The organism is Neobacillus sp. Fa239, assembly GCF_055395235.1.
This window is the reverse complement of record NZ_AP041611.1, coordinates 5251593-5276622: the sequence shown is the minus strand read 5'-3', so window position 1 is coordinate 5276622 and position 25030 is coordinate 5251593. Positions and strand designations below refer to the sequence as shown.

General features: G+C 39.1%; 30 protein-coding genes and 1 pseudogene. 19 read left to right on the top strand and 12 right to left on the bottom strand.

Features of this window, described 5'->3' with window-relative positions; translation table 11 throughout:
- Positions 1–31: 31 nt before the first annotated feature.
- Genes ACZ5XR_RS26045 through ACZ5XR_RS26030 form a run of 4 tightly spaced genes read left to right on the top strand, consistent with a single transcriptional unit; the run spans position 32 to position 4164 of the window.
- The gene (locus tag ACZ5XR_RS26045) at positions 32–1681 is read left to right on the top strand and encodes a spore germination protein (RefSeq protein WP_464499334.1); all 1650 of its coding nucleotides are present in this window, start codon (positions 32–34) and stop codon (positions 1679–1681) included.
- Positions 1629–2738: a GerAB/ArcD/ProY family transporter gene (locus tag ACZ5XR_RS26040; protein ID WP_464499333.1), complete on the top strand. Its 1110-nt coding sequence runs from the start codon at positions 1629–1631 to the stop codon at positions 2736–2738. The genes ACZ5XR_RS26045 and ACZ5XR_RS26040 overlap by 53 nt, the downstream gene beginning before the upstream one ends.
- The gene (locus ACZ5XR_RS26035) at positions 2719–3942 is read left to right on the top strand and encodes a Ger(x)C family spore germination protein (RefSeq protein WP_464499332.1); all 1224 of its coding nucleotides are present in this window, start codon (positions 2719–2721) and stop codon (positions 3940–3942) included. The genes ACZ5XR_RS26040 and ACZ5XR_RS26035 overlap by 20 nt, the downstream gene beginning before the upstream one ends.
- 21 nt (positions 3943–3963) lie before the next feature.
- On the top strand, positions 3964–4164 hold the full coding sequence (locus tag ACZ5XR_RS26030) for a CLC_0170 family protein (protein ID WP_464499331.1): 201 nt from the start codon (positions 3964–3966) through the stop codon (positions 4162–4164).
- 436 nt (positions 4165–4600) lie between these two features.
- Here the strand turns inward: ACZ5XR_RS26030 and ACZ5XR_RS26025 are convergent, their stop codons facing one another.
- Positions 4601–4810: a hypothetical protein gene (locus ACZ5XR_RS26025; RefSeq protein ID WP_464499330.1), complete on the bottom strand. Its 210-nt coding sequence runs from the start codon at positions 4808–4810 to the stop codon at positions 4601–4603.
- 198 nt (positions 4811–5008) lie between these two features.
- Here ACZ5XR_RS26025 and ACZ5XR_RS26020 point away from each other — a divergent pair, with 198 nt between their 5' ends.
- The 4 genes from ACZ5XR_RS26020 to ACZ5XR_RS26005 all read left to right on the top strand — a co-directional run bounded on the left by ACZ5XR_RS26020 (position 5009) and on the right by ACZ5XR_RS26005 (position 7857).
- Positions 5009–5677 carry an LbetaH domain-containing protein gene (locus ACZ5XR_RS26020; protein WP_464499329.1) on the top strand — a complete coding sequence of 223 codons (669 nt, stop codon included), beginning with the start codon at positions 5009–5011 and terminating at the stop codon, positions 5675–5677.
- A gap of 321 nt (positions 5678–5998) precedes the next feature.
- A complete protein-coding gene (locus ACZ5XR_RS26015; protein WP_464499328.1) occupies positions 5999–6808 on the top strand; it encodes a hypothetical protein in 810 nt (269 codons plus the stop codon).
- Positions 6809–6930: 122 nt separating this feature from the next.
- Positions 6931–7404 (top strand): YsnF/AvaK domain-containing protein, encoded by a 474-nt coding sequence (locus ACZ5XR_RS26010; protein ID WP_464499327.1) that lies wholly within the window; start codon positions 6931–6933, stop codon positions 7402–7404.
- Positions 7405–7467: 63 nt separating this feature from the next.
- Positions 7468–7857, top strand: a complete 390-nt coding sequence (locus tag ACZ5XR_RS26005) for a YsnF/AvaK domain-containing protein (protein WP_464499326.1) — start codon at positions 7468–7470, stop codon at positions 7855–7857.
- Positions 7858–7898: 41 nt separating this feature from the next.
- Here the strand turns inward: ACZ5XR_RS26005 and ACZ5XR_RS26000 are convergent, their stop codons facing one another.
- Positions 7899–8219 carry a CotD family spore coat protein gene (locus ACZ5XR_RS26000; protein WP_464502440.1) on the bottom strand — a complete coding sequence of 107 codons (321 nt, stop codon included), beginning with the start codon at positions 8217–8219 and terminating at the stop codon, positions 7899–7901.
- A gap of 236 nt (positions 8220–8455) precedes the next feature.
- On the opposite strand from ACZ5XR_RS26000, the gene ACZ5XR_RS25995 reads away from it, so the two are divergent.
- Together ACZ5XR_RS25995 and ACZ5XR_RS25990 are read left to right on the top strand one after the other, a co-directional pair.
- A complete protein-coding gene (locus ACZ5XR_RS25995) occupies positions 8456–8896 on the top strand; it encodes a cell wall hydrolase (protein ID WP_464499325.1) in 441 nt (146 codons plus the stop codon).
- Between the two features lie 232 nt (positions 8897–9128).
- Positions 9129–9833, top strand: a complete 705-nt coding sequence (locus ACZ5XR_RS25990; protein ID WP_464499324.1) for a pirin family protein — start codon at positions 9129–9131, stop codon at positions 9831–9833.
- A 272-nt stretch (positions 9834–10105) separates the two neighbouring features.
- Here ACZ5XR_RS25990 and ACZ5XR_RS25985 read toward each other — a convergent pair whose 3' ends face one another.
- The 5 genes from ACZ5XR_RS25985 to hpaB all read right to left on the bottom strand — a co-directional run bounded on the left by ACZ5XR_RS25985 (position 10106) and on the right by hpaB (position 14708).
- A complete protein-coding gene (locus tag ACZ5XR_RS25985) occupies positions 10106–10903 on the bottom strand; it encodes an HAD family hydrolase (RefSeq protein ID WP_464499323.1) in 798 nt (265 codons plus the stop codon).
- Positions 10904–11592: 689 nt separating this feature from the next.
- Complete coding sequence (locus ACZ5XR_RS25980; protein ID WP_464499322.1) at positions 11593–12273, bottom strand: DUF4386 domain-containing protein; 681 nt, start codon at positions 12271–12273, stop codon at positions 11593–11595.
- A gap of 94 nt (positions 12274–12367) precedes the next feature.
- Complete coding sequence (locus ACZ5XR_RS25975; RefSeq protein WP_464499321.1) at positions 12368–12775, bottom strand: CBO0543 family protein; 408 nt, start codon at positions 12773–12775, stop codon at positions 12368–12370.
- 89 nt (positions 12776–12864) lie between these two features.
- A complete protein-coding gene (locus ACZ5XR_RS25970) occupies positions 12865–13065 on the bottom strand; it encodes a hypothetical protein (protein WP_464499320.1) in 201 nt (66 codons plus the stop codon).
- Between the two features lie 197 nt (positions 13066–13262).
- Positions 13263–14708 carry a 4-hydroxyphenylacetate 3-monooxygenase, oxygenase component gene (gene hpaB / locus ACZ5XR_RS25965; protein WP_464499319.1) on the bottom strand — a complete coding sequence of 482 codons (1446 nt, stop codon included), beginning with the start codon at positions 14706–14708 and terminating at the stop codon, positions 13263–13265.
- A 321-nt stretch (positions 14709–15029) separates the two neighbouring features.
- Between hpaB and ACZ5XR_RS25960 the strand changes: the two genes are divergently transcribed.
- Entirely contained in the window at positions 15030–16034 is a 1005-nt protein-coding gene (locus ACZ5XR_RS25960) for a LysM peptidoglycan-binding domain-containing protein (RefSeq protein ID WP_464499318.1), read from the top strand.
- 582 nt (positions 16035–16616) lie between these two features.
- Here ACZ5XR_RS25960 and ACZ5XR_RS25955 read toward each other — a convergent pair.
- On the bottom strand, positions 16617–17120 hold the full coding sequence (locus ACZ5XR_RS25955) for a GrpB family protein (protein ID WP_464499317.1): 504 nt from the start codon (positions 17118–17120) through the stop codon (positions 16617–16619).
- A 131-nt stretch (positions 17121–17251) separates the two neighbouring features.
- Here ACZ5XR_RS25955 and ACZ5XR_RS25950 point away from each other — a divergent pair, with 131 nt between their 5' ends.
- The 3 genes from ACZ5XR_RS25950 (at position 17252) to ACZ5XR_RS25940 (ending at position 19840) form a co-directional block, all read left to right on the top strand.
- The gene (locus tag ACZ5XR_RS25950) at positions 17252–18136 is read left to right on the top strand and encodes an alpha/beta fold hydrolase (protein WP_464499316.1); all 885 of its coding nucleotides are present in this window, start codon (positions 17252–17254) and stop codon (positions 18134–18136) included.
- A gap of 534 nt (positions 18137–18670) precedes the next feature.
- Entirely contained in the window at positions 18671–19045 is a 375-nt protein-coding gene (locus ACZ5XR_RS25945) for a MerR family transcriptional regulator (RefSeq protein ID WP_464499315.1), read from the top strand.
- A 33-nt stretch (positions 19046–19078) separates the two neighbouring features.
- The gene (locus ACZ5XR_RS25940) at positions 19079–19840 is read left to right on the top strand and encodes an SDR family oxidoreductase (protein WP_464499314.1); all 762 of its coding nucleotides are present in this window, start codon (positions 19079–19081) and stop codon (positions 19838–19840) included.
- A 329-nt stretch (positions 19841–20169) separates the two neighbouring features.
- Here the strand turns inward: ACZ5XR_RS25940 and ACZ5XR_RS25935 are convergent, their stop codons facing one another.
- Both ACZ5XR_RS25935 and ACZ5XR_RS25930 read right to left on the bottom strand, forming a co-directional pair.
- The gene (locus tag ACZ5XR_RS25935; protein WP_464499313.1) at positions 20170–20331 is read right to left on the bottom strand and encodes an aspartyl-phosphate phosphatase Spo0E family protein; all 162 of its coding nucleotides are present in this window, start codon (positions 20329–20331) and stop codon (positions 20170–20172) included.
- A gap of 682 nt (positions 20332–21013) precedes the next feature.
- Positions 21014–21328 (bottom strand): hypothetical protein, encoded by a 315-nt coding sequence (locus ACZ5XR_RS25930; RefSeq protein ID WP_464499312.1) that lies wholly within the window; start codon positions 21326–21328, stop codon positions 21014–21016.
- Positions 21329–21746: 418 nt separating this feature from the next.
- Here ACZ5XR_RS25930 and ACZ5XR_RS25925 point away from each other — a divergent pair.
- The 3 genes and pseudogenes from ACZ5XR_RS25925 to ACZ5XR_RS25915 all read left to right on the top strand — a co-directional run.
- Positions 21747–22604, top strand: a pseudogene (locus ACZ5XR_RS25925) (flavin monoamine oxidase family protein); the annotation flags it as partial.
- Between the two features lie 152 nt (positions 22605–22756).
- Positions 22757–22942: a twin-arginine translocase TatA/TatE family subunit gene (locus tag ACZ5XR_RS25920; protein ID WP_464499311.1), complete on the top strand. Its 186-nt coding sequence runs from the start codon at positions 22757–22759 to the stop codon at positions 22940–22942.
- A 109-nt stretch (positions 22943–23051) separates the two neighbouring features.
- The gene (locus tag ACZ5XR_RS25915; RefSeq protein ID WP_464499310.1) at positions 23052–23243 is read left to right on the top strand and encodes a DUF2187 family protein; all 192 of its coding nucleotides are present in this window, start codon (positions 23052–23054) and stop codon (positions 23241–23243) included.
- Between the two features lie 84 nt (positions 23244–23327).
- On the opposite strand, the gene ACZ5XR_RS25910 is transcribed toward ACZ5XR_RS25915, so the two are convergent.
- Positions 23328–23777 carry a hypothetical protein gene (locus ACZ5XR_RS25910; RefSeq protein ID WP_464499309.1) on the bottom strand — a complete coding sequence of 150 codons (450 nt, stop codon included), beginning with the start codon at positions 23775–23777 and terminating at the stop codon, positions 23328–23330.
- Positions 23778–23938: 161 nt separating this feature from the next.
- Positions 23939–24073: a protein YhfH gene (yhfH, locus tag ACZ5XR_RS25905; RefSeq protein ID WP_464499308.1), complete on the bottom strand. Its 135-nt coding sequence runs from the start codon at positions 24071–24073 to the stop codon at positions 23939–23941.
- A gap of 348 nt (positions 24074–24421) precedes the next feature.
- Here yhfH and ACZ5XR_RS25900 point away from each other — a divergent pair, with 348 nt between their 5' ends.
- Positions 24422–24757, top strand: coding sequence for an ArsR/SmtB family transcription factor (locus tag ACZ5XR_RS25900; protein ID WP_464499307.1), 336 nt, complete (start codon positions 24422–24424; stop codon positions 24755–24757).
- 74 nt (positions 24758–24831) lie between these two features.
- Positions 24832–25026, top strand: a complete 195-nt coding sequence (locus tag ACZ5XR_RS25895; protein WP_464499306.1) for a hypothetical protein — start codon at positions 24832–24834, stop codon at positions 25024–25026.
- Positions 25027–25030: the final 4 nt, after the last annotated feature.

Below are 25030 nucleotides of genomic sequence, written 5' to 3'. Positions count from 1 at the left end.
TTGGTAAAAGTTATTAAAAGGTGGTGTTCGTATGACCATTTTTAGGAAAAAGAGCCGTTTGATTATTCCGAGAAAGGAGCAGGAGGAACAGCTTAACACGCACATTTCCATTTCGCTGGAGAAGAATGTGGAGTGCATGAGGGGAATTTTGGGGGATAATGATGACCTCGTAGTTAAGCCTTTTCGGATATTTGGACAATATCAGGCGGCGATGATTTATTTTTCGAATTTGGTAAATCAAGAGATTATTAATAACGATATTTTGAAACCATTGATGTATGTGCCGGAGCATTTGATCGGCAGGGAAAAGCCGCTAAACTTTTTAATCGATATCATTATGAATGAAACGCTCTATCACAGTCAGGCGAGGCTGGGGGAGTGTGTGGATCCCATCATTGAGGTGCTGTTGCGCGGGGAAACCGTGATTTTTATTGATGGGGTCAAAGAGGCCATTCACATTGGCACGAGGGATGTGGAGAAGCGGGCCATTGGCCAGCCTGAAACGGAGCAGGTGATTTTAGGGCCTCGTGAGGGATTTATTGAAAACATTGCCACGAATATTGCGCTGCTTCGGTATCGTCTGCCGACGTCCGATTTCCAAGTGAAAACGATGAAAATCGGCAGGCTGACCAAATCAACCGTTGCGTTTTGTTATATAAAAGGGATCGCCGATGAGAAGGTCATTCAGGAAGTGGAAAAAAGATTAAAGGATATTGATATTGATGCCGTGATGGATGTGGGCTATATCGAGCAGCTCATTGAAGATAATCCTTTTTCACCGTTTCCGCAAATTCAAAGTACAGAACGGCCAGACAAAGCCGTAGCGAATTTAGTGGAGGGGAGAGTGGCCATTTTTGTAGATGGATCTCCCTTTGCCTTAATGGCTCCGGTGGTTTTCAATCAGTTCTACCAAACGGCGGAGGATTATTCTTCACGGTTTTTGATGGGGAGTTTTGTTCGGATTGCGCGTATTTTAGCGCTTGTGTTTTCACTTGTGTTTCCGTCGCTTTACGTTTCATTCATCTCGTTTAATCCGGAGCTGCTGCCGACTGATTTTGCGGTTGCCGTTGCCGGGGGACGAGCGGGGGTTCCGTATCCTGCCGTCTTTGAGGTATTGATTATTGAGATTTCGATGGAGGTTTTACGGGAGGCCACGGTCCGCCTGCCAAAACAAGTCGGGGGCGCACTATCGATCGTCGGGGTACTGGTGATTGGGCAGGCTGCCGTTGCCGCCGGTTTAGCAAGTCCTATCACAGTCGTGGTTATTGCGATCACAACCATTGGTTCCTTTGCCACCCCTGCGTACTCAGCAGCTTTTGCACTCAGGATGCTGAGGTTTCCGATTATGATTTTAGCCGGAATTTTCGGGCTATACGGTGTCATGATCGGCATCATCTTTATCTTTAATCACATGCTGAGCTTAAAATCCTTTGGTGTGCCTTATATGGCACCGGTTTCCCCAGAGAACTATCAAGGGATGAAGGACGTTGTCATTCGCGCTCCTTTATGGTGGATGCCAAAAAGACCCGAATTTCTTAAACCACGTAACCGTACTCGGCTTTCAAAAAATGAAAATACAGTATTAAAGCATAACAAAATCGGAAATGACCAGAGGGAGGAGACGAATAATGGAGGACACCAGGGAAGTCACGACCCTTCAGGCGACAACCATCTTAATTAGTACCATTATTGGCGTTGGGGTCCTGCCCTTGCCGTTGTTTGCTGTTCAAGCAGGTGAAACGGGAGCGCCCTTGGTGACCTTAGCTGGTATTGTTTTAGCCGCAATCGGGTTATTTATCCTGACACTGCTTGGGATTCGTCATCCACAAAAAACCATCATTCTTTACAGTGAAGAGATTATTGGCAAGTGGCTGGGGAGGATTTGCAGCGTATTTGTGATTTTCTTTTTTTTCATCTTAACCGGCCTGGCCGCCCGTGAATTTGGGGAAGTAGTGGTGGCTGCTGTTTTGCGGGAAACCCCCTTGGAGATCACCGTCATCGTCATGCTGTTACTCTCTACCTTAAGCGCGCGGAACAATTTGAATACGTTTGCCTATATACACAATTTTTATGTTCCCATTATCCTGGCCCCAGGTCTAATCATTGTGGCCTTATCATTAAAAAATGCCAACATCTTATATTTAAGTCCACTCATTGGAGGCAACCTGCAAAGTATGTCTGCGGGGATGTTAACCGTTTCTGCTTTGTTTCAAGGTTCCTTTGTGATCTCGATGATCATCCCGTCCATGAAGAAGCCGCAAAAAGCCATGAAGGCAAGCTTTTGGGGGATTTTTGTTTCAGGCGGGTTATACCTGTTAATTGTGATTGCTACGGTCGCTGTATTCGGAACAGAAGAAATCAAGCAAATTTTTTGGCCAACCTTAGAGCTGGCCCGTACCACGACGGTTCCAGGGAATATTCTGCAGCGGTTGGATGTCATCTTTTTAGCGGTATGGGTAACCGCTGTTTTTACCACTCTGTTTTCCAGCTATTATTATACGATTTTTTCGATCAAACAGCTTTGCCACCTTCAGGACCATAAAATGCTGTCCTATTTTCTCCTTCCCTTTGTGTTTGTTTCGGCGATGCTGCCAGAGGACATTTTACAAATGTACGATGTGATTCAATATATTGGCCGGGCGGGCTTGTTGATTACGATTTTGTATCCGGGATTCCTATTAATCATTGATTTCTTCAAGAGCTGGAGGCGGAAAAAAGGTGTTTCACAATCATCGTAATTGGCTGCTTACCATGCTTTTTTGCCTCCTCGTCCCCATGCTCTCGGGCTGTTGGGACAGCAAGGAAATTGATAAGCGTGCGAATGTGCTCGCCATTGGAATCGATCAAGCAAATTCGAAGGAACAAAAAAAGGAAGATACGATTGCCCATTCGAAAAATAAAATTCCCATTCCCAATAAGGAAATGATTAAACTGACGGCCCAAATCGCTGTTCCGGGACGAATTCCGCTTGGGCCTGAACAAGGGGGAGGAAGTCCCCAAAATCCAGTTTTGGTCATTCAAGTCGTGGGTCATACGATTGATGACGCGATCGTCAATCTTCAGCAGGAGGTGGCAAGCCAATTATTTCTGGGACATCTGCGTATTATTGTTTTGAACGAAAAGGTAGCCAGAAAAGGCACGCAGCGATTTAATGATTTTCTAAGGCGAAATCCTCAAATCCGGCGGACGGCGAATCTGGTCGTATCAAAAGAGAAAGCAGCTACTTATATGAAAGTTTCCCCGAAGCTGGAGCGAATTCCATCTCTGTATTTGGCGGACATGGTCGATAATTTGGCCTCTCAAGGGAAATTTCCACCCAGCTTCATCGGTCATTTTTGGACGCTTCTTTCTAGTAAAGGGCAGGATACCTTCCTTCCATATTTCACGATCAAGGATGCTTCAAACATCCAATTAAACGGTCTTGCCTATTTTAAAGGAGATCGCATGGCAGGTCATACTACCCCTCTGGAAATAGGGGACTTTATGTCCGTCATAGGTGTCAAAAAAGGCGGGTATGATGCCTTTAGTGAAGTGCCTGGTACAGATAAGGTCATCATGGTGAGCACCAAAACCCGTAAAACGAGAATAAAGGTGAATCTGAAGAATGGCAGACCGCATGTCTTAATCAAGATTCACTATGATTGTGAGATTCAAGAAAAGGAAAGCCCGAAGCTTTCGATTTCCAATACCAGTATGATTGAAAAAATTGAAAGGGAATTTTCGAAAAGTGTCGTGAAATCGATTCGGGGTTTTATCCATAAGACACAAGGGGCAGAATCCGATATTTTTGGTTTCGGAGAGCATTTTCGCGCGAAAATCCCTAAATATTGGAATCAACGTGTGAGAACCAAACAGAGGTGGGAAGAGATTTTTAAAGATCAACTTACTTTTGAGGTGAAAATCGATACTCAATTACATCGGGTCGGCATGAAAGCAAAATAGATTAGAAGGGATGTTGAAGGCTTGTCTATCGGGTATACAGGATATTTAATCGTCCTTTTTTTTCTAACAGGAGCATTAATTCTGATAACGGACGTGAAGGCCTATAAAAATGCAGAGCTGAAAAAGGAACAAAAGGTAGCCATGTTTTTAGGCTGGATTAACGTTTCATTGGGTTTTATGTTGATGGTGGGGAATTGGATTTATAAGTATTTCGTTTGGTAAACGTTAAAGGGTTCCGTTTTGAGGTGCATACTATAAAAATGACAATGAAAATGGCTCGCCAACTGACAACCGTTTTTTGGCAAGCCATTTTTAAGTTGTTTGTGTTCTTTTGACCAGGATCTGTATGGAGTCACATTAACCCTGGGAGTTTTCATTTCCCAGATTACCATCAGTAATAAAACAAGATTACAAACGATCACAAAACTTTTTTTCTTATTGAACAAAAGTCTAATAAGAAAAATGACCGCTGTAGCGATCATTCTTGAGTTCAAGCACTCGTTAGTTAAGGTACAATTCTTCTGTTAATAGCAAATAAACAAATTGAGTTTGTCGTAAGTCCATTCCCAAATAGACCCACCTAAATACAATAAGCAATTTCCTAAAACAGGGTTTCGACCATCTCATTAAATAAATTGGACTCCTTTATCAGCCAAATTTAATAATGGACGTGGGGGTACGGATAGTGGTGGTAGTACGGATAATGATGGTGATGGTAGTACGGATAATGATGGTGGTGATAGTACGGGTAATGATGATGATGGTAGCCCAATCCAACTCCTGGAGCTCCAAATCCAGCCCCTGGAGCAACACCCAATCCTGAACCTGGTCCACCTAATCCAACTCTTGCGTAATCTTCATAATACATAGGAATCACAGTCCTCCTCTTCATTTCTTTTTACATTAGAGCATATGAATTTTTGGGTATTTGTTCTTGGGTGTTTATCTTGATTTCTAAAAAGTTATGTAACAGATTGCGATGCTTTAAGAAGGGCATCGCTTTTTCTTTATTCCAAACGCAATCTTTTTGCATACTATAACGCATTAAATGTAAGGAGATGATTTCTTGGGGGAAAAAGAAGAAAATCACCATTCTCATTGCTTTGAACCATTCATAAGTCCCAATCCTATTACATCATTTAATCCCGTTCAACGCTTTCCGAAAATTGATCAAACCTCATTTGTAAGTCCGTTTACCAGTGTCATAGGTGATGTTACGATAAAAAACAATGTTTTTGTAGCTCCTAATGTGAGTATACGTGCGGATGAGGGGGCCCCTTTTTATATTGGATCTAATTCAAATCTCCAGGACGGAGTCGTTTTACATGGTTTAGTCAATAAACGGATTTCAGTTGGAGGAAAAGGGTATTCGATCTTCATGGGAAATGAAGTGAGCATTGCTCATGGTGCTCTTGTCCATGGTCCTTGTTATATTGGGGACAAAGTATTTGTCGGTTTTAATGCGATTGTTTATAACGCTATTGTCGGGAAAGGCTCCTTTATTTCTTATAATGCGGTCGTAACAAACGGCGTGCGAATTCCACCTAATCGATTCGTCCCGCCTGGAGCGAATATTGATTCGCAGGAAAAAGCAAATGCCCTTTCCAAAGTTCCGAAGGATAGTAAGGAATTTGCACAAGCAGTTCAACAGGTCAATCAGGAATTTCCTGCCTCTTATCACTTGCTATTTGGGGATAAGCGTTGCTCTTGTGGATTGGCCTATGGCCAGGATTGAGGGTTCTCCACTTTAATGCCGATTTTTATGTACCAGTTTGGCCTTTTGGTAACGTAGACTCCTCTAGGTGCCTATTTCTTCTTTCTCCATCTGCAAATGGTCACGTAGATACCTTCTAAGTGCCTATTTCTTCTTTCTCGACCTGCAATTGGTCACGTAGACTCTTTCTACGTGCCTATTTTTTCTTTTTCCACCAGCCACAGGTTACATAGATTCCTTCTGCTCTCCAGATTTTGGTCAAAGGTATAAGTCCCCTTTCTTTACTTTCCCTTTTTCAGGGCATAAAATAAAAACACTATTCAAAGAAAAGGAGATCTACTATTGAAACCCTATATACCCATACTTTTAATAGTAACTGCTTTATTACTATCCTCGTGCGGAGGAGCAATCAATATACCTAATTCACAAAAAATGATTATGAAGCCAGTAGGTGTTATACCGACCAATTCGGAATGGAAAACAACAGGGACACTGAAGCCAAATCAAAACGTTCATCTAACCATTCTAATAAAGGATAAGGCGAATAAACCGATTCAGTCATTTCGGGTGGTTAATGAAAAATTGATGCATTTGATCGTCATTAGTAAGGACTTATCTTATTTTGTACATATCCATCCAACATTTAAAGGCAACGGGCAATTTGATATCGATACAACGTTCCCTAAGGCGGGGGATTACAAACTTATTTCAGAAACTACCCCTAAAGGAGGAATTGATAGCAGCGTCGACACGCATTGGCTGCACATCAATGGAAATGTGCCAAAACCGAATCCGATTGAACCTGATCAAACCTTTGAGAAAGTGATTGATGGATTAAAAGTGAATCTTTCTTTTGATATGGTTCCAATGGCGAAAATGACAACCAATATGACCTTTACCTTTCACGACAGCAAGACCAATAAACCCATTACCAACCTTGAACATTATTTAGGAGTAATGGGGCATTGCGTGGCCATGAGCCAAGATTTACAGAACTATCTCCATATCCATCCGATGAAAACAAAGGGAAACGGTCCGAAGGTCACCTTTATGACTTATTTTCCTAAAAAGGGAATTTATAAAGTTTGGGGACAATTCCAATACCAAGGTCATGTGATTGTTGTGCCTTTTGTCATTTCAGTAGAGCATTGACGACATCAGGTATGTAATTTTAGAATAGTTCATTTTTCCAAATCGATTGAAGCATAAATATCAGGCGAGGACACATTCTATAAAGGTTGACTTAAATAATCTTTAGATTGAGGGGGATTTTTATGGGTGATCTTTTAGATATGTTCAAAGGTGATGAGCCACAAGAGTATGAAAAAAACAAAACCAGTTCGGACAGTGGTGCACTCCAGCTTCATAGAGAAGAGTTAGATATTTCGAAAAATAGAACTGATGCCGGAGAAGTAGTCCTTTCAAAAGATGTTGTGGAAGAACAAAAAACGGTCGACGTTCCTGTGATGCACGAGGAAGTTGTCATAAAAAGAACGAAATTGAATAACGAACGAAGTGATGGAGATTCCATCTCAGAAGAGACCATCCACATTCCTGTTAGCCAGGAAGAGGTGGACGTTAACAAATTTACAGTAACAACCGAGGAGATCTCTGTTTCGAAACGTCAAGTTGAGGAAACTCGGCAGATTCAAGAAACGCTTAAGCATGAAGAGGCTCATGTGAATACCACTGGAAGTGTGGATATTATTTCCGATGACTCGAATTTTACCGATATAAATAACGATTGATAAGACACATACACCTCTGTATTGCATAGCAATGGGGAGGTGTATTTTCTATGGAGGGAGATTATGTTGCCTGCAAAGAATGATCATAAAGACGAAGCTCATCTTCTACTACATAAAGAGGAATTAGAAGTAAGCAAAAAATGGATTGAGACAGCGGATGTGAAAGTATATAAAAACACTTATACCGAAGAGAAGCAGATTACTGTTCCTATTACTCATGAAGAGTTGGTCATTGAAAAAAGGATGGGCACTACGGGAGAACAATCGGAAACGATCCGTATCCCTATAAGCGAGGAACGAATTGAAGTCACGAAGCAGCCTGTCATTTTAGAAAATGTTGAGGTTTATAAAAACCAATTCGAAGAAATGATCCACATTAACGAAACCTTAAAAGAAGAAAAAGCTCGAATCGAAACAATTGGCGATATAAAGGTGGTGGATGAGAGCAAGTAATATATTACAAAATACCACCCGATATGGGTGGTATTTTGTAATTAGAATCCAAATGGTCCTGGTGGGCAGCAAGGATTGACGGGCATACCGCACATTGTATGTGTTTCACAACATTCATTTACACATGACTCAGTATGCGGGAAAAAATGTTGATGATTAATCATTTGCTTGTTGACTGTCGTTGTGTGAGACGGATGGACATGTGTGACTACTTTATTAAATAACTTCGTCTTAACATATTGTTGTCCAGGTGAAACCAACGGTGGATCATACTGAGTCGGAAAAACTTGTGGCGGGCAGTATTGCGGTGGACAGGGTGGCGGCGGACAGAACGGTTGTACAGGCGCTATCTGATTTGGCATATTTGGCATTACACCAAATCCATAATTTCTATTCATCATTAAATGACCTCCAGTTGTGTTTGTCTTGGTACAACAATAGTCTATGAAGCTTTTATTGTTTTGGACTAGTTTGGTCACCTATTTTATGAAACTATTTGTTATAAAAGCGAAGGTGCATGTCCAACTAAGCATTCTTATTAAATAAACACTGACATCAATTTAGGCTTTTTTTCATACTATATTTTGGGGGTGGAAAAATGCCGCGTGTAAATTACCGAAGTTCAGACGTTGACTTAATGGCAAGGATGATGAGAGCTGAAGCTGAAGGTGAAGGAAACCAGGGAATGTTATATGTTGGGAATGTAATCGTGAATCGTCTTGTAGCAAATTGTTTAGACTTTAAAGATTTAAGAACAATTAACCAAGTTATTTTTCAAGTACAAGGTGGAAATTTTTCCTTTGAAGCCGTTCAAAAAGGGAATGTATTTTATCAAAGATCAAGAACTGCTGAAAGACGATTAGCAAAACAGAATTTAAATTATTGGAGAGACTTCCCAGCGAAATTTGCCCTTTGGTATTTCAATCCACATGCTCCATGCCCTCCAACATGGTTCGGTCAACCTCAATCAGGTCAATTTAAACAACATTGTTTTTATGAGCCAAAACCTGGAACCTGTGATAGTGTTTATAGCAGTTAAATTTATTCTTTGAGTTTTTACATATATACTCAAAGTAAAATAAAACTTTTAGTAAGTTAAAGATGGGATTGCTGCGGCGGTCCCATCTTTTATTGTGTTTATGTAGGGTTTAAGTATATTGACATGAAAGTGAAAAAGGATTATTATTATCTCGAATTCGAGATAAATGTTTTTAATTTATAATTGTTAGTAAAAATTAGTAAGGAGAAATGTAAAAAAGGAGAGAAAGACGATGTTAAAAAAGATCGACAGCAAAAACATGGGCGCCGGTAATCATGGATGGTTAAGAAGTAAATTTCACTTTTCTTTCGCAGAATACTTTAATCCTGATAATATCCAATTTGGTGTTTTACGAGTCATCAACGATGATTTGATTGCACCCAAAACAGGATTTGATACTCATCCACATAGAGATATGGAGATTATTTCTTATGTCGTCAATGGTGAATTAACGCATGGGGACAGCATGGGGAATCAAAGCACCATAACACGTGGACAAGTTCAATACATGAGTGCGGGAACAGGTGTCCTTCATAGTGAACATAATTTAGGGGAAGAGACAGCTAGGCTTTTACAAATTTGGATTTTTCCAAATAAAAATGGGCTTCAGCCAAACTATGGTGATTACCGATTCAATTGGGAAGACAGAAAAAATAATTGGCTTCATATGGTGTCAGGATTAAACGGAGATGCTCCCATTAAAATCAATCAAGATGCCAATCTTTATTCATTGGAATTAGAACAAGGAAAAGAGATTACCTTCCCAGTAAAAGAAGGCAGGCAGGCTTATTTCGTGCAAATAGAAGGTGCTTCATCCATTGGCGATGTTGAGTTATCGGAACGAGATGGAATGGAGATGGTAGAAGAAACTATTACTATTAAAGCAATGGAAACTTCACATATTTTAATGATTGAAATGAAAAAGCAGACTGATTAAAAGCATCCGTAAGTTGTACAAGTTCATTAGACACTAAAGCGAGTTTGATAAATAAGCGGAGAAACTTCTCTTAAGTAAGAAATAGCACTGAAAATAGCCTAAATAGACGGAGGGATTCCGACTATTGACTCAAAAAACGTGAAAATGGGGAATTTTTCTTTGCTTAATCGGAATACCTCCGCTTATATCTGCCTCTTAAGCTCCCTCTAGATACATTAGCCGGAAATTCTCCGCCTATGAATTCTCAAATCTACACGAAAATCAATAATAACCTAAATCACAAATGATAGATTTGATTTAAGAAGATAACGTTCTATGAACTCAGCTAATCCATCATTTTCATGGTGCCCCGTAACAAAATCAGCAGCTGCTTTAACCTCTTCACTAGCGTTGCCCATTGCAACACCAGTTCCCGCATGGCGCAGCATCTGTATATCATTGGGTCCATCTCCAACGGCTACGACTTCACTTGGACTAATTCGAAATTCGCGAAGTAAGCTTCTGATAGCGGACCATTTGGAAACATTAGGAGCAAGGATTTCAAACCCGTCATTCCAATCGATGACTTCAGCTTCCATTTTAAACAAAGCGGATAATTCAGTACTTGGGGTACCGGTTCGAACACTATATTTAAGAACATCTTGATAATTTGCTTCTCTTAAATCTCCGATATACCGTGGCGGAATTTGCCCAACTTGTGTCCAGTAATCGATTTCCTCATTTGTTTTCTTACAATAAAGCCCATTTGCTGTGTGGATCATAACATTACAAGGATTTTCAGCGGTCAGGTGGTGGAATCGTTCTTCGTTCAAGTGGACGGTTTTCATTTGCATCACTCTGCCTGTTTCTGCCTCGTGAATAGAGGCGCCATTCAAACAGATCATGGGAGTCCGTAATCCAATTTGTTTATGGTAGGGAACGGTCACTTCATAGTGTCGACCAGTGGCCAGAAAAACCTTGACTCCCTGATGAACGAGCCTATTAATGGCTTCCATGTTTCGGTGGGAAATGTTATTTGAGGCGTTTAGTAGTGTACCATCCATATCAATAAATATCGCACGCACATTCATTTCTTTTGCCCCCTCATCCGTTGTTACAACAAGCATATCATCTGAATATTAAAGTCTTGTAAACTCAGTGTACGGATTAAATAAAGTTTAATTGGAAAAAGGGGAGGGGTTCTTTGGAAGGTCAAGCTTAATGTCGATTTTCTTCATTCTAATCGGTTTCGGTCAGTGAGAGGCACGATTGATGACTGGTTACTTATTTTCGAACCGATTTCAGTCACGTAGAAGCCATCTAGATGCCCGGTTACTTATTTTCGAACGGGTTTCAGTCACGTAGAAGCGTTCTAGATGCCTGGTTTCTTATTTTCGAACGGGTTTCAGTCACGTAGAAGCGTTCTAGATGCCCGGTTACTTATTTTCGAACGGGTTTCGGTCACGTAGAAGCGTTCTAGATGCCCGTCTTCTTATTTTCGAACGGGTTTCGGTCACGTAGAAGCGTTCTAGATGACCGGTTACTTATTTTCGAACGGGTTTCGGTCACGTAGAAGCGTTCTAGATGCCTGTCTTCTTATTTTCGAACGGGTTTCAGTCACGTAGAAACGGTATAAATGCCCGTCTTCTTATGTTCAAACCGATTTCGGTTAACTAAAAGCTCGATAGACGATGTTTTTTACTTCTTAAGCCAAGAAAACTCGCCATTACAATGACGAGTTGACGATATCGACGTGAATCCCTGCGCCTTCATTTTTCGATCAACTTTTGATGGATGTATTAAATCCTCTAATAATCAGCCACACAGCCAAAATCATTTCATTCGCAAATACCGGCAGTGCCAAAATCCCACCCCAAACAGAAACCTGTTGGATGTCACCGAACATTTCCAACAAGGCACTAATAAAAATAAGAGTCGCCCCTGTCATGCCCAAAATCGGGATAAACCGGGGGACAAGCCTGGATCGATAAAAGATATAACTGTACATCATGGTATTGATGCCCAGCATAAAATTGGGGCCAAGTAAAAAGGTCCAATCATGGACCGCCTTTAATGCAGTACCCGTAGCTTGAAAAGAGGCGATATTCGTTGTTGTTACTCCCTGGCTTAAAGTTAAAAGGGACAATACACTAATAATTCCAATGGTAATAATGATGGCCTCAAGAAACCTAAAGCACACATGCCAAAGTGCGATGGTTTCATTGTACTTCCTTAAAATCGGAAACATCGTTGTGGCCGTGCCGACCGCTGAAACAACGAGGATTAATTCCATAACGGCTCCCACGATTACCTGATTGGCATGTTTAGAACCATTCATCAGGTAATTCGGACCATTTAAAATCGGATTGTATAAAGTTAGACCGATGATAGCTGTAACGGCTGCAAGGATAAACAGGACCCCTACGATGATTGAACTCTTTTTGGTAGTAATAGGTTTCATCTCCTTTTTAAAGTTGTTATTAGTCATATATAAGAAAAAATTACCGAAATATGACTTCAACTAAGAAAAAGGAATTGTGGAGAATAATTACCTCTTACACTTTATCTGCACGCAGGCGCAGCCATTCCGTTAACCGATAATTCCCAAGCACAAATAGCAGCAATACCGGGTAGCATAAGGCTGAGTACCATAATTTCCACCTTGTATAGTAAAAAAATCCGGAACGCAACGCCCCCACTTCATAGACAAGACAAAAGGCTGTCCATCCCAAAATGTACAGCAGCTTTAATAATTTTCTTTTATCGAACGGAAAGTAATTTAAAAAAATGGCATTTATGGGCGGATATAAGAAAATGGGTAGAAATCCAGACCATTGATTACCTGGAGCGATGTAGCCGAACAGGTTTAATTTCAAATCCAACGTCATATCTGACATCGACTCAAGCACAAGAGAAAATAAGGAAACAGACCAGATTTGCAGCCACGATATCCGTTTCGGCATAAAAATGGCGAAACCATAGAAAATGATGAGTGATAAAATGAGAAAAAGGATTGCTACCCCCTCCTTTAACACTGGCAGTCTAAATCGGTTTAATCTACAATCTTTTTTGTATCACGTCTGACTCGCCAAATAAGGTATTCTGTCTGAAGCTGGGACCATATAAAGCCGCCTACCATTAAAGCAAAATACAACTTTCTATCTTGTTTATTTTCTTTCCGCCTATTCCAGCCTATGGTAGCAATTGAAGTGATAATATGTATGAATATGGTAAAAAAGGCAAGCTGTTTCACAAAAGCAGCTCCTAACGCAAAGGTTATTTTCCTTTATTATGTGTTCTTTCCATTTAATCATTCGGTAACAGTTAGTTTCCCGTAAAAAAAACACACATTTTCAAAAAACAATTGTAAATAAATGTAATAATTCATTTATCTGCTTGGGGCACCATACTAAAAAAACCACTAGATAGGATTCTAGCGGCTTTTTAGTCTTAATTTTTTAGATTTAAGAATTTGCGTATTTCTCCAATATAAGGGTCTTTTACATAGTTTCTATATAAAAGATCGGCTAATCGAACGGGATCCCCAAAAAAGTATCTTTCATATTGGGTTTGCCTTGTACCAAATGAACTCATGGTAAGATCCCATGCCAAACGGAATAGTTTGACTCGGTCCATGGCACTCATACTATCCGCTTGAAGATATTGGTCCAGGTCTGCCCTAATTTCAGAATCAAAGGCTCTTTCCGTTGGTAATGAAACCATTCCGCTGGCGCCAATTAATTGGACAATTTCACTGAAACGGGGGTAAATTCCTGGATAAATGGAACTTGCGACCTGCAAAGGAACCATACTGGGGCGCATATATCCCCATTCATCTAATTCTGCATCATTTTCTGACTTCTCTAATAGTGCTTTTATGGTTTCAAGACCAGTAATAATTTCAGAAAGTTTATCTTGTATATGCTGATATTCACCAACATTAATGGTTTTGACAAGCAGTAGAGCTACTCCAAGAACAAATTCTGTTTTGACCATTTGTCTGGTTACGGCTTGATGATAAGCGAATGGGTAAAAAGAGCTTATAATCAGAAAATCAGTAGCAGCATCGACATTATCATAATAAAATACACGATCCCACGGAACCAAAACATTGTCAAAGACAACGATGGAATCCATTTCTTCATATTTTGAACTTAAGGGATGATTGAAAGAAGAATCTCCTCCCACAAATGATTCCCGGCAAATAAATTTTAATCCCTTTGTATTAGAGGGAATGGAAAAGGCAAACGCCTCGCTTGGATCGAAATACAGTCTCGGAGCACCAAAAACTAAAATTTCATCCGTTAAACCACCTTGAGTGGCAAGTAAACGGGCACCTTTTATCACCAATCCTTTTTCATTTTGATCTACAACCTTAGCGGAGATTGGCTCACTCGAAAATCCAAAATTGGCTTGGGAACGATTTACCTGGGGGGTAATAAAGGTATGTGTAAACGAGAGGTCTTCCTCCATAGCCCTTTCATACAGGCGTTGAACATTTTCAGGAAAACAATTTTCTCTATCTTTTAAAAGGCCGGAGGAGGAGGCAAAACTCATAACTACCGTATTCATATAGTCAGGACTTCTACCCATCATTCCATTCGTTTGTCTTGCCCAATGTTCAAACATTTTTCTTCTTCTTTTTAAATCCTCTTTCGTTTTGGGCTGTAAGAAGGATAGTCCAATTGGGTCTTCTTTTTTTGGCAAAAAGAAAGTCATCTCATCCTTTATACCATCATTGTTTTGCAAATCATAAAGGGAAGCCTTTGACTTAAGAATCCCTTTAAAGGCAGGATGCTCTGAAATTTTACCCTTGACTTTTTCACCATCAAACCAAATTTCATTTTCCATTCTATCTAAACGATCAATAAAATCTTTACCATTTATGATTCCCATGTATTACAGCCTCCTTATAACTCGATGTTTTTACAATAGGCACCATACGAATGCTTTTGAAATTTCCGGGACAAATGAATCCCTCCTAAATATAGGTGGTAACTATATGTAAAATATGTAGTTATGACTGTGTTTGTGCCTACAAAAGTAAAAAAATTGTTCTAGGAGCACCTTTGCAGGTTATTTGGGAAAGGTTTTATATGGATGCTTAAATTGAAATTGCTTTATTTACAGCATTTGGAATCGGACATCTAGGATAGCCCTCATGCTTTTTCCAAAAAATATAAGGTGTCTATCATCCTTATAGAAGGGAAAATGAACATGAACAAAAAAGTGATATCGATTTTGACCTTATTGCTGCTTCTACCATTTTCTCAAGCCTTTGCCCAAAATAATCCTCGGAATACCTATGAAGTAAAATCAGGTGATACGTTATGGAAAATTGCCAATACCTATGGGACCACGGCAACGGATCTTAAATTGATCAATGGATTGCAACAGCCTGATCAATTGCTGGTTGGACAGAAATTGCGGGTTCCGATTATGTATCAAGTAGTGGCAGGGGATACGTTATGGAAGCTCTCCCAAGCGTTTAATTCCTCGGTTTCCTTAATCAAAACGGCAAATGGACTTAACACAGATGTCCTGCATGTGGGGCAAAAATTGAAGATTATCCCGACAAAACTGTCAATGAACGGGCAGTTTGTGCTGATGACGAGGGAGCAATTTAGGGATTGGCTATTTAATCAAAAAATCACGAGAAAAATTACGTTTTTCCAAGAGCATCACACTTACCAGCCTTCCTATAAGAACTTTAACGGCTCCAATCATTTTGATTTAATGAATGCGATGAAGGATTATCATGTGAATACGATGCACTGGAACGATATCAGTCAGCAATTAACGACATTCCCGGATGGAAGAGTCGTCGTGGGCAGACCATTTAACACACCTCCGCAAGGTTCGTTTGGGCTGCTAAATAAATCGGTCACACCAACCATTGAAGCAACGGCGGTCGCGACGGAAAACCTGGGGAACTTTGATATTGGAAACGATCAAATGACGCCCGAGCAAAGAGAAACCATCATTACGGTTGCGGCTTTATTTTGTATCAAATTTGGGTTAACGCCTTCCATTGACAGCATCCAATACCATCATTGGTGGGACATGAATACGGGGGAAAGAGTATTGGATAACAATAAAGGGCATGCAGTGAAAACATGTCCGGGTACAGGATTTTTTGGAGGTAACAGCACTACCGATGCGAAAAATAATTTTTATCCTCTTGTAAGACAAAAAATGCAGGAGATTTTAGCTACCATGTAATTTAGAAGAACGAAGGCGAGAGATCAATTGTCTTCGTTTTTTTATTGAATTAGCGATTGATATCTTTGAGCTATGTAAAGAAGAGGGCATATTTGCGACCAAAAAAGCTGGCCTCGTATCATATCGAATACCCTCAAGGACACTTTGAGCTTAAAAAACAGTCAAAGTGTCCTTGAGCCACGCCTTCGAGGACACTTCGGCCTAAAAAAACAGTCAAAGTGTCCTTGAGCCACACCTTCGAGGACACTTCGGCCTAAAAAAACAATCAAAGTGTCCTTGAACCCCGCCCTCAAGGACACTACGGCCTAAAAAAACAGTCAAAGTGTCCTTGAACCATGTCCTCGAGGACACTACGGCTAAAAAACCAGTCAAAGTGTCCTTGAACCCCGCCCTCAAGGACACTTCGGCTTAAAAAACCAGTCAAAGTGTCCTTGAACCCCGCCCTCGAGGACACTACGGCCTAAAAAAACATTCAAAGTGTCCTTGAACCAAGCCCTCGAGGACACCTCCACCCGAAAAAACACACAAACTGTCTTTGGACGATGCCCTCGATCTTGTTAAAATCAGCAACCGGTATATTAATTACATCCGTTTTGCTCTTTCATCAATTTCTCGAATATATTCATGTTTACCCTCAATATACTTTTCAATATCTGCCGGGTACTTTTGTGCTAATGCTTGTTTCAGTTCACTATATTTGTGTGCTTCCTCGGAATTGGCAATCATATAATCCCTAAAGGCCAGGTGTCTGTCGATTTCTTTATTGCCTGTCTCGAACATGTGAACATGGTGAGACCGATGATCCCCGCCTTTGATAAAGAATCTTCTTTCCGCTATTCCATTTTCCCCTTTGGCTTCATACCCGATCTGTTCCATTTCATGAAGGAAATCATCAACTCGTTCGATTTTTTTCACTTCCACTAAAATATCGATAATCGGTTTGGCTTGGATATTGGGAATGGCAGTGCTGCCAATGTGAAAAATTTGGATGATCTCATTCCCGAAAATGGCGTTTAAGTTTTCAGCTTCATCCTGAAACATTTTCGACCATTCTTCCCTATGTGCGACAACTTCAACCTTCCTCATAAAAACCCGCCTCTCTTTAAAAAGATTATAGCAAATTTCCCCTTCCTTAAAAAAACGAAGGAAGGAATTGGATAAAAGATAGGAAAATAAGTAAAAATGGTAAAAATTGTTCGCAGGTGGTGTGATGAAGTATGTCTAATAATCCCTCAATCTTTCGGAAGAAGGGGAATTCAAAAGCGTTTATAGATGCATATGAGGAAGTGTTGGGACTTTGGAAGGTTCCTTACGAAGAAATGATGATTTCCACTCGTTTTGGGGAAACGCATATCGTCGCAGCAGGGCCAAAGGATGCGGAGCCTCTTATTTTAATTCATGGCATGACCTTCAGCGCCACGATGTGGTACCCCAATGTGGAGGCGCTGACCAGCCGCTATCGAATCTATGCATTGGATACGATTGGCGACTTAGGGAAAGGGAGAGTAACACGGGTCATGAAAACTTCACAGGATGCGGTGGAATGGCTGGACGATATCCTCGCCGGACTCCATCTATCATCAGCTGTTTTTATCGGACATTCCATGGGTGGATGGCTTGCGATGAATTATGCGATTCACACTACTGAGAGAGTTGAAAAATTGATATTATGTGCGCCGGCAGCGGGCATTCATAAAGTCACGCCGAAATTTTTCTTCAAAGTGTATCCGGCTGTCCTGTTCCCGTCAGTGAAACGGATTCGGAAAGAGGTTTCGTGGTTTTTAAGTCCATCCTTTCAAACAGAGGAAAAATCGGAGAAGCTGATCCGTCAATTTGTCGTATCCGGTTTAAATTGTGTGCCTTGCATCCGAGTCGTGCCCACTGTTTTTTCGGATCATGAGCTTCAAAATCTCACAGTCGAAACGCTGTTACTAGTGGGTGAACACGAGGTCATTTACAATCCATTCAAAATGCTCGAAAAAGCAAAGCAGCTTATCCCAAATCTTACGACAAAACTGGTTCCGAATGCGGGACATTCATTGACAGTAGAGCAGGCGGAAATCATTAATGAAGCGATTATGGCTTTTTTGACGGATCATTAGAGATCTGTTTACTATCACACAACTAAAAGTAAGAGGATGAATTAAAAGGGAATCGTACTAGTAGAGTTCAATATAATCCCCGTTTTAATTATATTTATCTCAAAAGAGTAAACCTAAATCGAAAACCATTTAGGCTTTTTTCTGCTTCAATTCACTCTTTGATTGCTACTATCCCTCGACTGTTGAACAAACAACCGAACCAGTTTTAAAGCTAGAACAAGAATATAGAAAAGAACGGGATAGCAAAAGGAAGAGTACCAGTAAGTCCAACCATGATGATATAAATAGCCAGATTTTACAGCAGCAAATTCATAAAGAAGCGAAAAGCTGCTCCAAATTAATATGTATCCAAAGCCGATAAATAGTGCTTAAATTCGGCTAATAAAACTCGATTAATGATTTCACATTCACCGATGATTTCATTAAAAAAAATCAGGGTTGCTAATTTAGCAGCTCTTTTTTGTTGACTTAAACTAGGGTTTAAGTCGTATCATAATCCTGTCGACAAGGAAAGATAGAATTTGGAGGTCTCTGATGAAATATTGTTCAATTAGCGAAGCTGCAGCAAAATTCAATATTACAGAATCATCGTTACGTTATTATGAAAAAAAGGGACTACTGCCACTGATTGAGCGTGATAAAGCAGGGAGGCGGTTATTTTCAGAAGCTCAAATTTCACTCCTTGAAACCGTTATTTGTTTAAAAAATACGCACATGCCCATTAGTGGGATTAAGCAATATATTGATTGGGTAGTAGAAGGAGACAATACCATTGAACTCCGACTTGAAATGATGAGGAACCACAAGCAGGCAGTACTAGATGAAATTTCGTTAATGACAGAATCTTTAAAGAGGATTGACATGAAAATTACGAGGTATATAAAACGCACAATTTCAGAAAAGGTATAAAGTGAAGAAAATAATAGGAAAAGAGGAACTAACATGAAACCTTCAGGAAATACCATACTTATTACAGGTGGAAGTGCGGGAATAGGATTAGCTTTTGCTGAGCGCTTTATTAAAGCTGGAAATAAAGTCATCGTTACGGGACGACGTGAACACGTCCTGAAAAATGCAAAAGAAAAATTCCCGGACCTTATTACCCATGTAAGTGACTTGAGCACGGAATCTGAGCGTGTATCATTGTTTGATTGGGTAACAGAGAACTATCCAGAAGTGAATGTGTTAGTGAACAACGCAGGGATTCAACAACGTTTTAATGTGTTAAAAGCAGATGCGAAGAGCAAATGGAATTATTTCAATCAAGAAATCACAACTAACATTGAAGCACCAATACATCTGTCTATGCTGTTTGCTCCATTTTTTGCTACAAAAGAAGAGGCGACGATCATTAACGTCACATCTGGGTTGGCGTTTACTCCGTTTGCCATTGCTCCGATCTATTCAGCAACGAAAGCGGCACTTCATTCATTTACGATGAGTCTACGACACCAACTTTCTGATTCATCTGTAGAAGTAATTGAAGTAGCTCCTCCGGCAGTGAATACAGATTTAGGCGGAGCAGGGTTGCATACTTTTGGAGAACCGTTAGATGAATTCGCAGATGGGATTTTTAAAGGCTTAGAAGAGGGTAAACAAGAAATTGGATATGGTACTTCAGTGGAACGGCTACGCATGTCACGAGACAAAGTCGATGAACACGTAGCAAATATGTACAATGCAATGAAATATACAATTGAATAACGATCTTTGCTTCATGTTGGAACCTGAAAAAGCAAAACTCGCATTTCAACATAAACAACGATAGGACTTTACTTGGAGAGGTGGGTATGATGGGCTCGTTTGCCTGATGAAACAACTGCTTCAGCCTTTCAAGATAAATCGTACCCACAGAGGCTCCTAGTCAAGTCCTTAAACGCTATTCTTTGGTTACATATGCATCATATCAATGTTATAGGTTAGTAGAATAATAAAAAAATCGCTGTAGCTAATGCGCTCGTTACTTTAGGTGAATTGTTTCACAAAGATTTTTCTCACCTTTTACCTTTTTACCGGAACACTAGTTTATACTTTTACGCAGAAGTTTCACTCAATAATTTTCTTCTCAAATTTAATAGATTATCAAGTTCCTGACTAAGATTAATTGTTTCTTCAGATGTAAATCCTTTGGACATTCCTACTGAAATCATTCTTCTTCTCAGCTTTTCAATGAGTTCAAATAAATTACTATTCACCAATATTCGCCCCTTAATTACGTCAGTAAACTGATTCTAACAAATGAAAGCGAATACAATAAAATGGTTTTTGTCATCAATTATCGACATAAATTGCCCCTTTCATTAAATACTTTAATGGCTTAATTTTCTCTAGTACGAATTGAGAACTATAAAATGTACCCCTACAATTTTACTCTCAATTTGATATTCTTATCCTTTATTGAGTAACCAGTTATATTTAAAATAAGAGGAGATTTTTCGGTTATTTGCAAAATGGAGCTCGTTTCGGGGTAAATAAGGGGAGGATTTCCGGTTATGCAAAGAAAATTCCCCCATTTTCATGTTTTTCGAGTCAATAGACGGAATCTCTCCGTCTATTTTAGCTATTTTCAGTGCTATTTCCAAATTAAGAGAATTTCTCCGCTTATTTATCAAATCTATGCTGGATTCCCTCAACTGGGTCCGCTCTTTTACTAAAAATAGATATTAAAATAGATACAAAAGGCAGTACAAATTGGGCTACATTTTCAATTGCATTTTTGGGTTTTGTGACAGGAAACGGAACCCGTTAAGCACACCTGCGTTTTTTTAATTTTCGTGTAGGTATGAAAATTCATAGGCGGTGAATTTCCGGCTATTAAACCAATCCTCTTATATGCTGGACTATAAGCATTATAATTAGGGATCACGTTCATCCTTCTCATTTAATATCCATTGGATTTTTATTATTGAGGGTCTTCAAAAAATAATGTTTGGTTTTCGTATCACCTTTTACCAAGCTGTTTACAAATCCTTGATTATGAAGTAAGTTGTCCATCTGATTATAAATTATTTTTTTGTATGGAGGATTTTCTAATAAATCTGCAAACCATTCCTGCTCTGAAAGAAGGTTAATATTCTTTTCAACTCTTTCTCGGCGTAATCTTTCACGTTTTTTTCCAATTTTACTTTCCTTAAACTTCTCCACAACAAGGTCCAAAAATAACTCAATTATAGACTCAAAAAAATCCGACATTTCATTCCTTCCTTATAATTATTATGGTCTCTACCAACTAATACTAAGTTCAAATGCAGTTTATTTAATCTTTAACAAAAAGCTTTCTATAGAACTAGTGTAAGTATTTCGTGCCTTAACATACCAGCCAATTAGTCGAATAAGAAAAAGGGCTGCCGCAGCTTCTAGATTATTCAACTAAAGCGCCCGCTACAATAAGTAAACTCCTTCACAATCATTTAACGCTTCCTAATGGGTATTTTAGATTCAAAAATATTTGTAATATCTTTTAGTTTTGTGTAGAAAATTGATGGAAAAATATTCTATAATGCTTGTCCCTTATCTTATACAATTATTTCATGAGTATTTTGAATGATGAGAGGAGAAAGGGGATGGCACATACTCCTATTTTTCGTAGTACGGTGCCGAGTCAAGCAAACAAAGTGCATTGAATCTTCTTTATTTACTGGCATTCTCGGGGCAGGGACAAATGAGGTTATTCGGTCCGTCTAACGAAAAGTATCATGTTCGTGGAGGAAACGAACAAATCGTTCAATTGTTAGGGCAGCAACTGCAAAGCCAAATCCAGCTAAATTCAGCATTGACAGCAATTAAGCTTAATCAGGACAATACTTATTCATTAACCTTCAAAAAGGATTCTAGCAATGTTGAGGTAATAGCTGACCAAGTCGTAATAGCCATGCCCTTCTCAAAATTACGGAGTGTTGATTATTCAAAAGCGAATTTCAAGTCTGTAAAGCAGATTGCTATTCAGGAATTACAAATGGGGACAAATACGAAATTACATGTCCAATTTACGGATCGTTATTGGAAAAATTTCGCATGCAATGGAGAGACTTTTTCGGATATAGGCTTTCAAAATACGTGGGAAGTAACAAGAGCTCAATCCGGAAAAAACGGGATTCTTGTTGATTTCACCGGAGGAAATATCGGTGCGGATTCTGCGAAGTGGGCGGACCCGAATCAAGCAGCTAATGTATTTCTTAATCAACTCGATCCATTAATGCCGGGGATAAAGAATAAGATGAATCCCAATGCAGCCCCAACGATTGATTACTGGACCGGCTACAAATATACATTGGGCTCATACTCCTATTGGGGAGTAGGACAATATACAAAATTTGTAGGGGTAGAAAGTGAGCCTGAAGGCAATTGCCATTTTGCAGGGGAGCACACCTCCCTCGATTTTCAAGGCTATTTAAATGGTGCAGTAGAATCAGGAGAACGTGCTGCAAATGAAATTTTAAAAGCAATGAAAACGGCGGTGGCAAAATAAAGATGGAAAAAACAGAACGAGCGTTGTTATAAAGGCACAAATCTGATTAACATCGAAAATGTTACCAAATTATTAACCTATATTTATATAATGTAATATTTAAAAACTAATAAAGTTGAAAGGACCATTACAAATATAAAGGAGGTATACCAATGTTTTCGAATATAGGAATACCAGGATTAATTTTAATAGTAGTGCTTGCATTAATCCTTTTCGGACCCAAAAAGCTACCTGAGGTTGGGAGAGCTTTCGGACAAACGTTAAAAGAATTTAAAAATTCAGCTCGTGAGCTTACTCAAGAAACCATGAACGACAATGAAGATGAAAGGAAAAACTAAAGGGTGCAGTTCATTTCAGCTTTTAAGAGTATTTTTACTCTTCATTGCAATAAAGGGTTGAAATATTAGAGAATCTTCTGTAAATTATAGTTAAAAAGGGTGAGACATCATGAAAATTGCAGAAGTAAATGATCAGATTCGATCTAAAAAAGGAATTATCGGGATTGTGGAAAAGGTTTATGAAAACTCCGTTATGATTAAAATACATATAAATCCTACGGATATTTTTTATGATAATAATGTAACCGTTATCAATCATAAAAACTACGAAGTTATTAAAAAAGCAGCATTACAATTATAAAAAATTTAAGTGCCAATAAATATAAAAGCCTTTATCGATAATTACAACGATAAAGGCTTTTTCCTTATTGAAATAAAGCACTTTTTATTTGTTTACTCGGTAAATGTTACTATAGCCATACCTCTCTGTGAATTCTCTTGAGGTTTCTCTAACGCAATCAACAAAGGCATTAGCATAACAACGAAAAGTAACTTTTACATACAATTCAAATGTTCCTGTTCCCGCGATTTCCAACCGGTCATTACCTACTTTACGCGAATCTCCGACGATCCTTACATTGGATCCTTGAAGTGGATATAAAGTCCACTCATAAATAATGTCTCTGTCGGCACCACTACAGTTTGACCCTCTACACTGGAGATCTGCATCAGCAAAATAAAGACCAGGACGAATTCTTTTAATTCCAGGGTCTCTTAAATGAGAGCCAGAACAGCAACCCTCATTCGGTTGGCCAACTCCATTACAGTCACAATTACAATTACTTCGATTGTTTCTCATATCCGCCCAACCTGGTTCACTTCGATTATTGAGCATTGTAATCACCTCACTTTATGGTACTAACATTTTATTCGGGTTTTATTTTAGTTCTTGGACACATAAAAAAAGTAGACCACTTTAACCGCTCACTCACTTAACGGTAAATTATTGTTATGAAAGAAAAAAACCCCCCAGCAATGCTGGAGAGTTAACAAACTTTACTCTTCATTTTTCGATAAACATTCGTCACAATCCATCATATAACTTTCTGCTTGCTCTTGCATATGCTGCCCGCATTTAGGGCATTCCTTTTTTGGCAAATTACGAAAAAATTCAACTGGACTCATTAACATTTTAACTCCTCCTTTATTAATACAGCTAGTTGATATTTATGTTGTTATAATACAGTATAAATAAAAAAAAGAAAAATGTATAGACCTTTTTTAAGTAAATCATAAAAGTTTTAATATGTTCATCAACGCTATTTTTACCTTGTATTTCTCAATAGAAATCATCAGTATAATAATCCCAATCTAAGTTAGGAGAAACCAAAAATCCTTCACATGCTTAGGTATTAAAATATGGTGGGGGACCGGCCGGAAAATATATCAAATATTTTTGATTAAGTGGTTGACATTTTGTAAATATTGGAATAAAGTAAGTGTATCAAGATTATTTGATTAATTAAGGAAGGGGAGAATATGGAAGAGAAATCGGACTACACCATTGAATTACAGGACGTTTCACTGGACCGGGTATTTGAGACATACGAGCAAAAATTTAAAGCAATAGCCGATAAAAAAAGACTACAGATCATGAATCTGCTAACCAAAAATGGTGCCATGTGTGTATGCGACTTAGCACCTATGATTGACATGGCGCAGTCGAAATTGTCCTATCATTTAAAAATTTTATTAGATGCCAACATCATCAAAAAAGAAACAAAAGGAACATGGAGCTATTACGAATTAAACCAGAAAGAATTAAACCACTTATTGTCTCATGAGCTTTGTTGTCTGTTCAAACCGGACAGCTGATAAATTTTTTTACGCTTTATATCAATTTTTTTTGATTAATATATCAATATAATTTGATTAAGGAGGAGTTTACCATGTCTTTTAACGACTATGAAATCTATCAAATGGCGAAGCTGCGTCAAGAGGAAATTGAAAGGATTGCCCGCGATGCATGGAAATACGAGGGAGTAAAATATGAAACATTCTTTCAAAAGTTGGTTAAAAAATGGAGCAGCCATCAGAAATCAGTAACGGTGCAACAAACATGCGGCTGTGCAAGCCAATGCTAAGGGG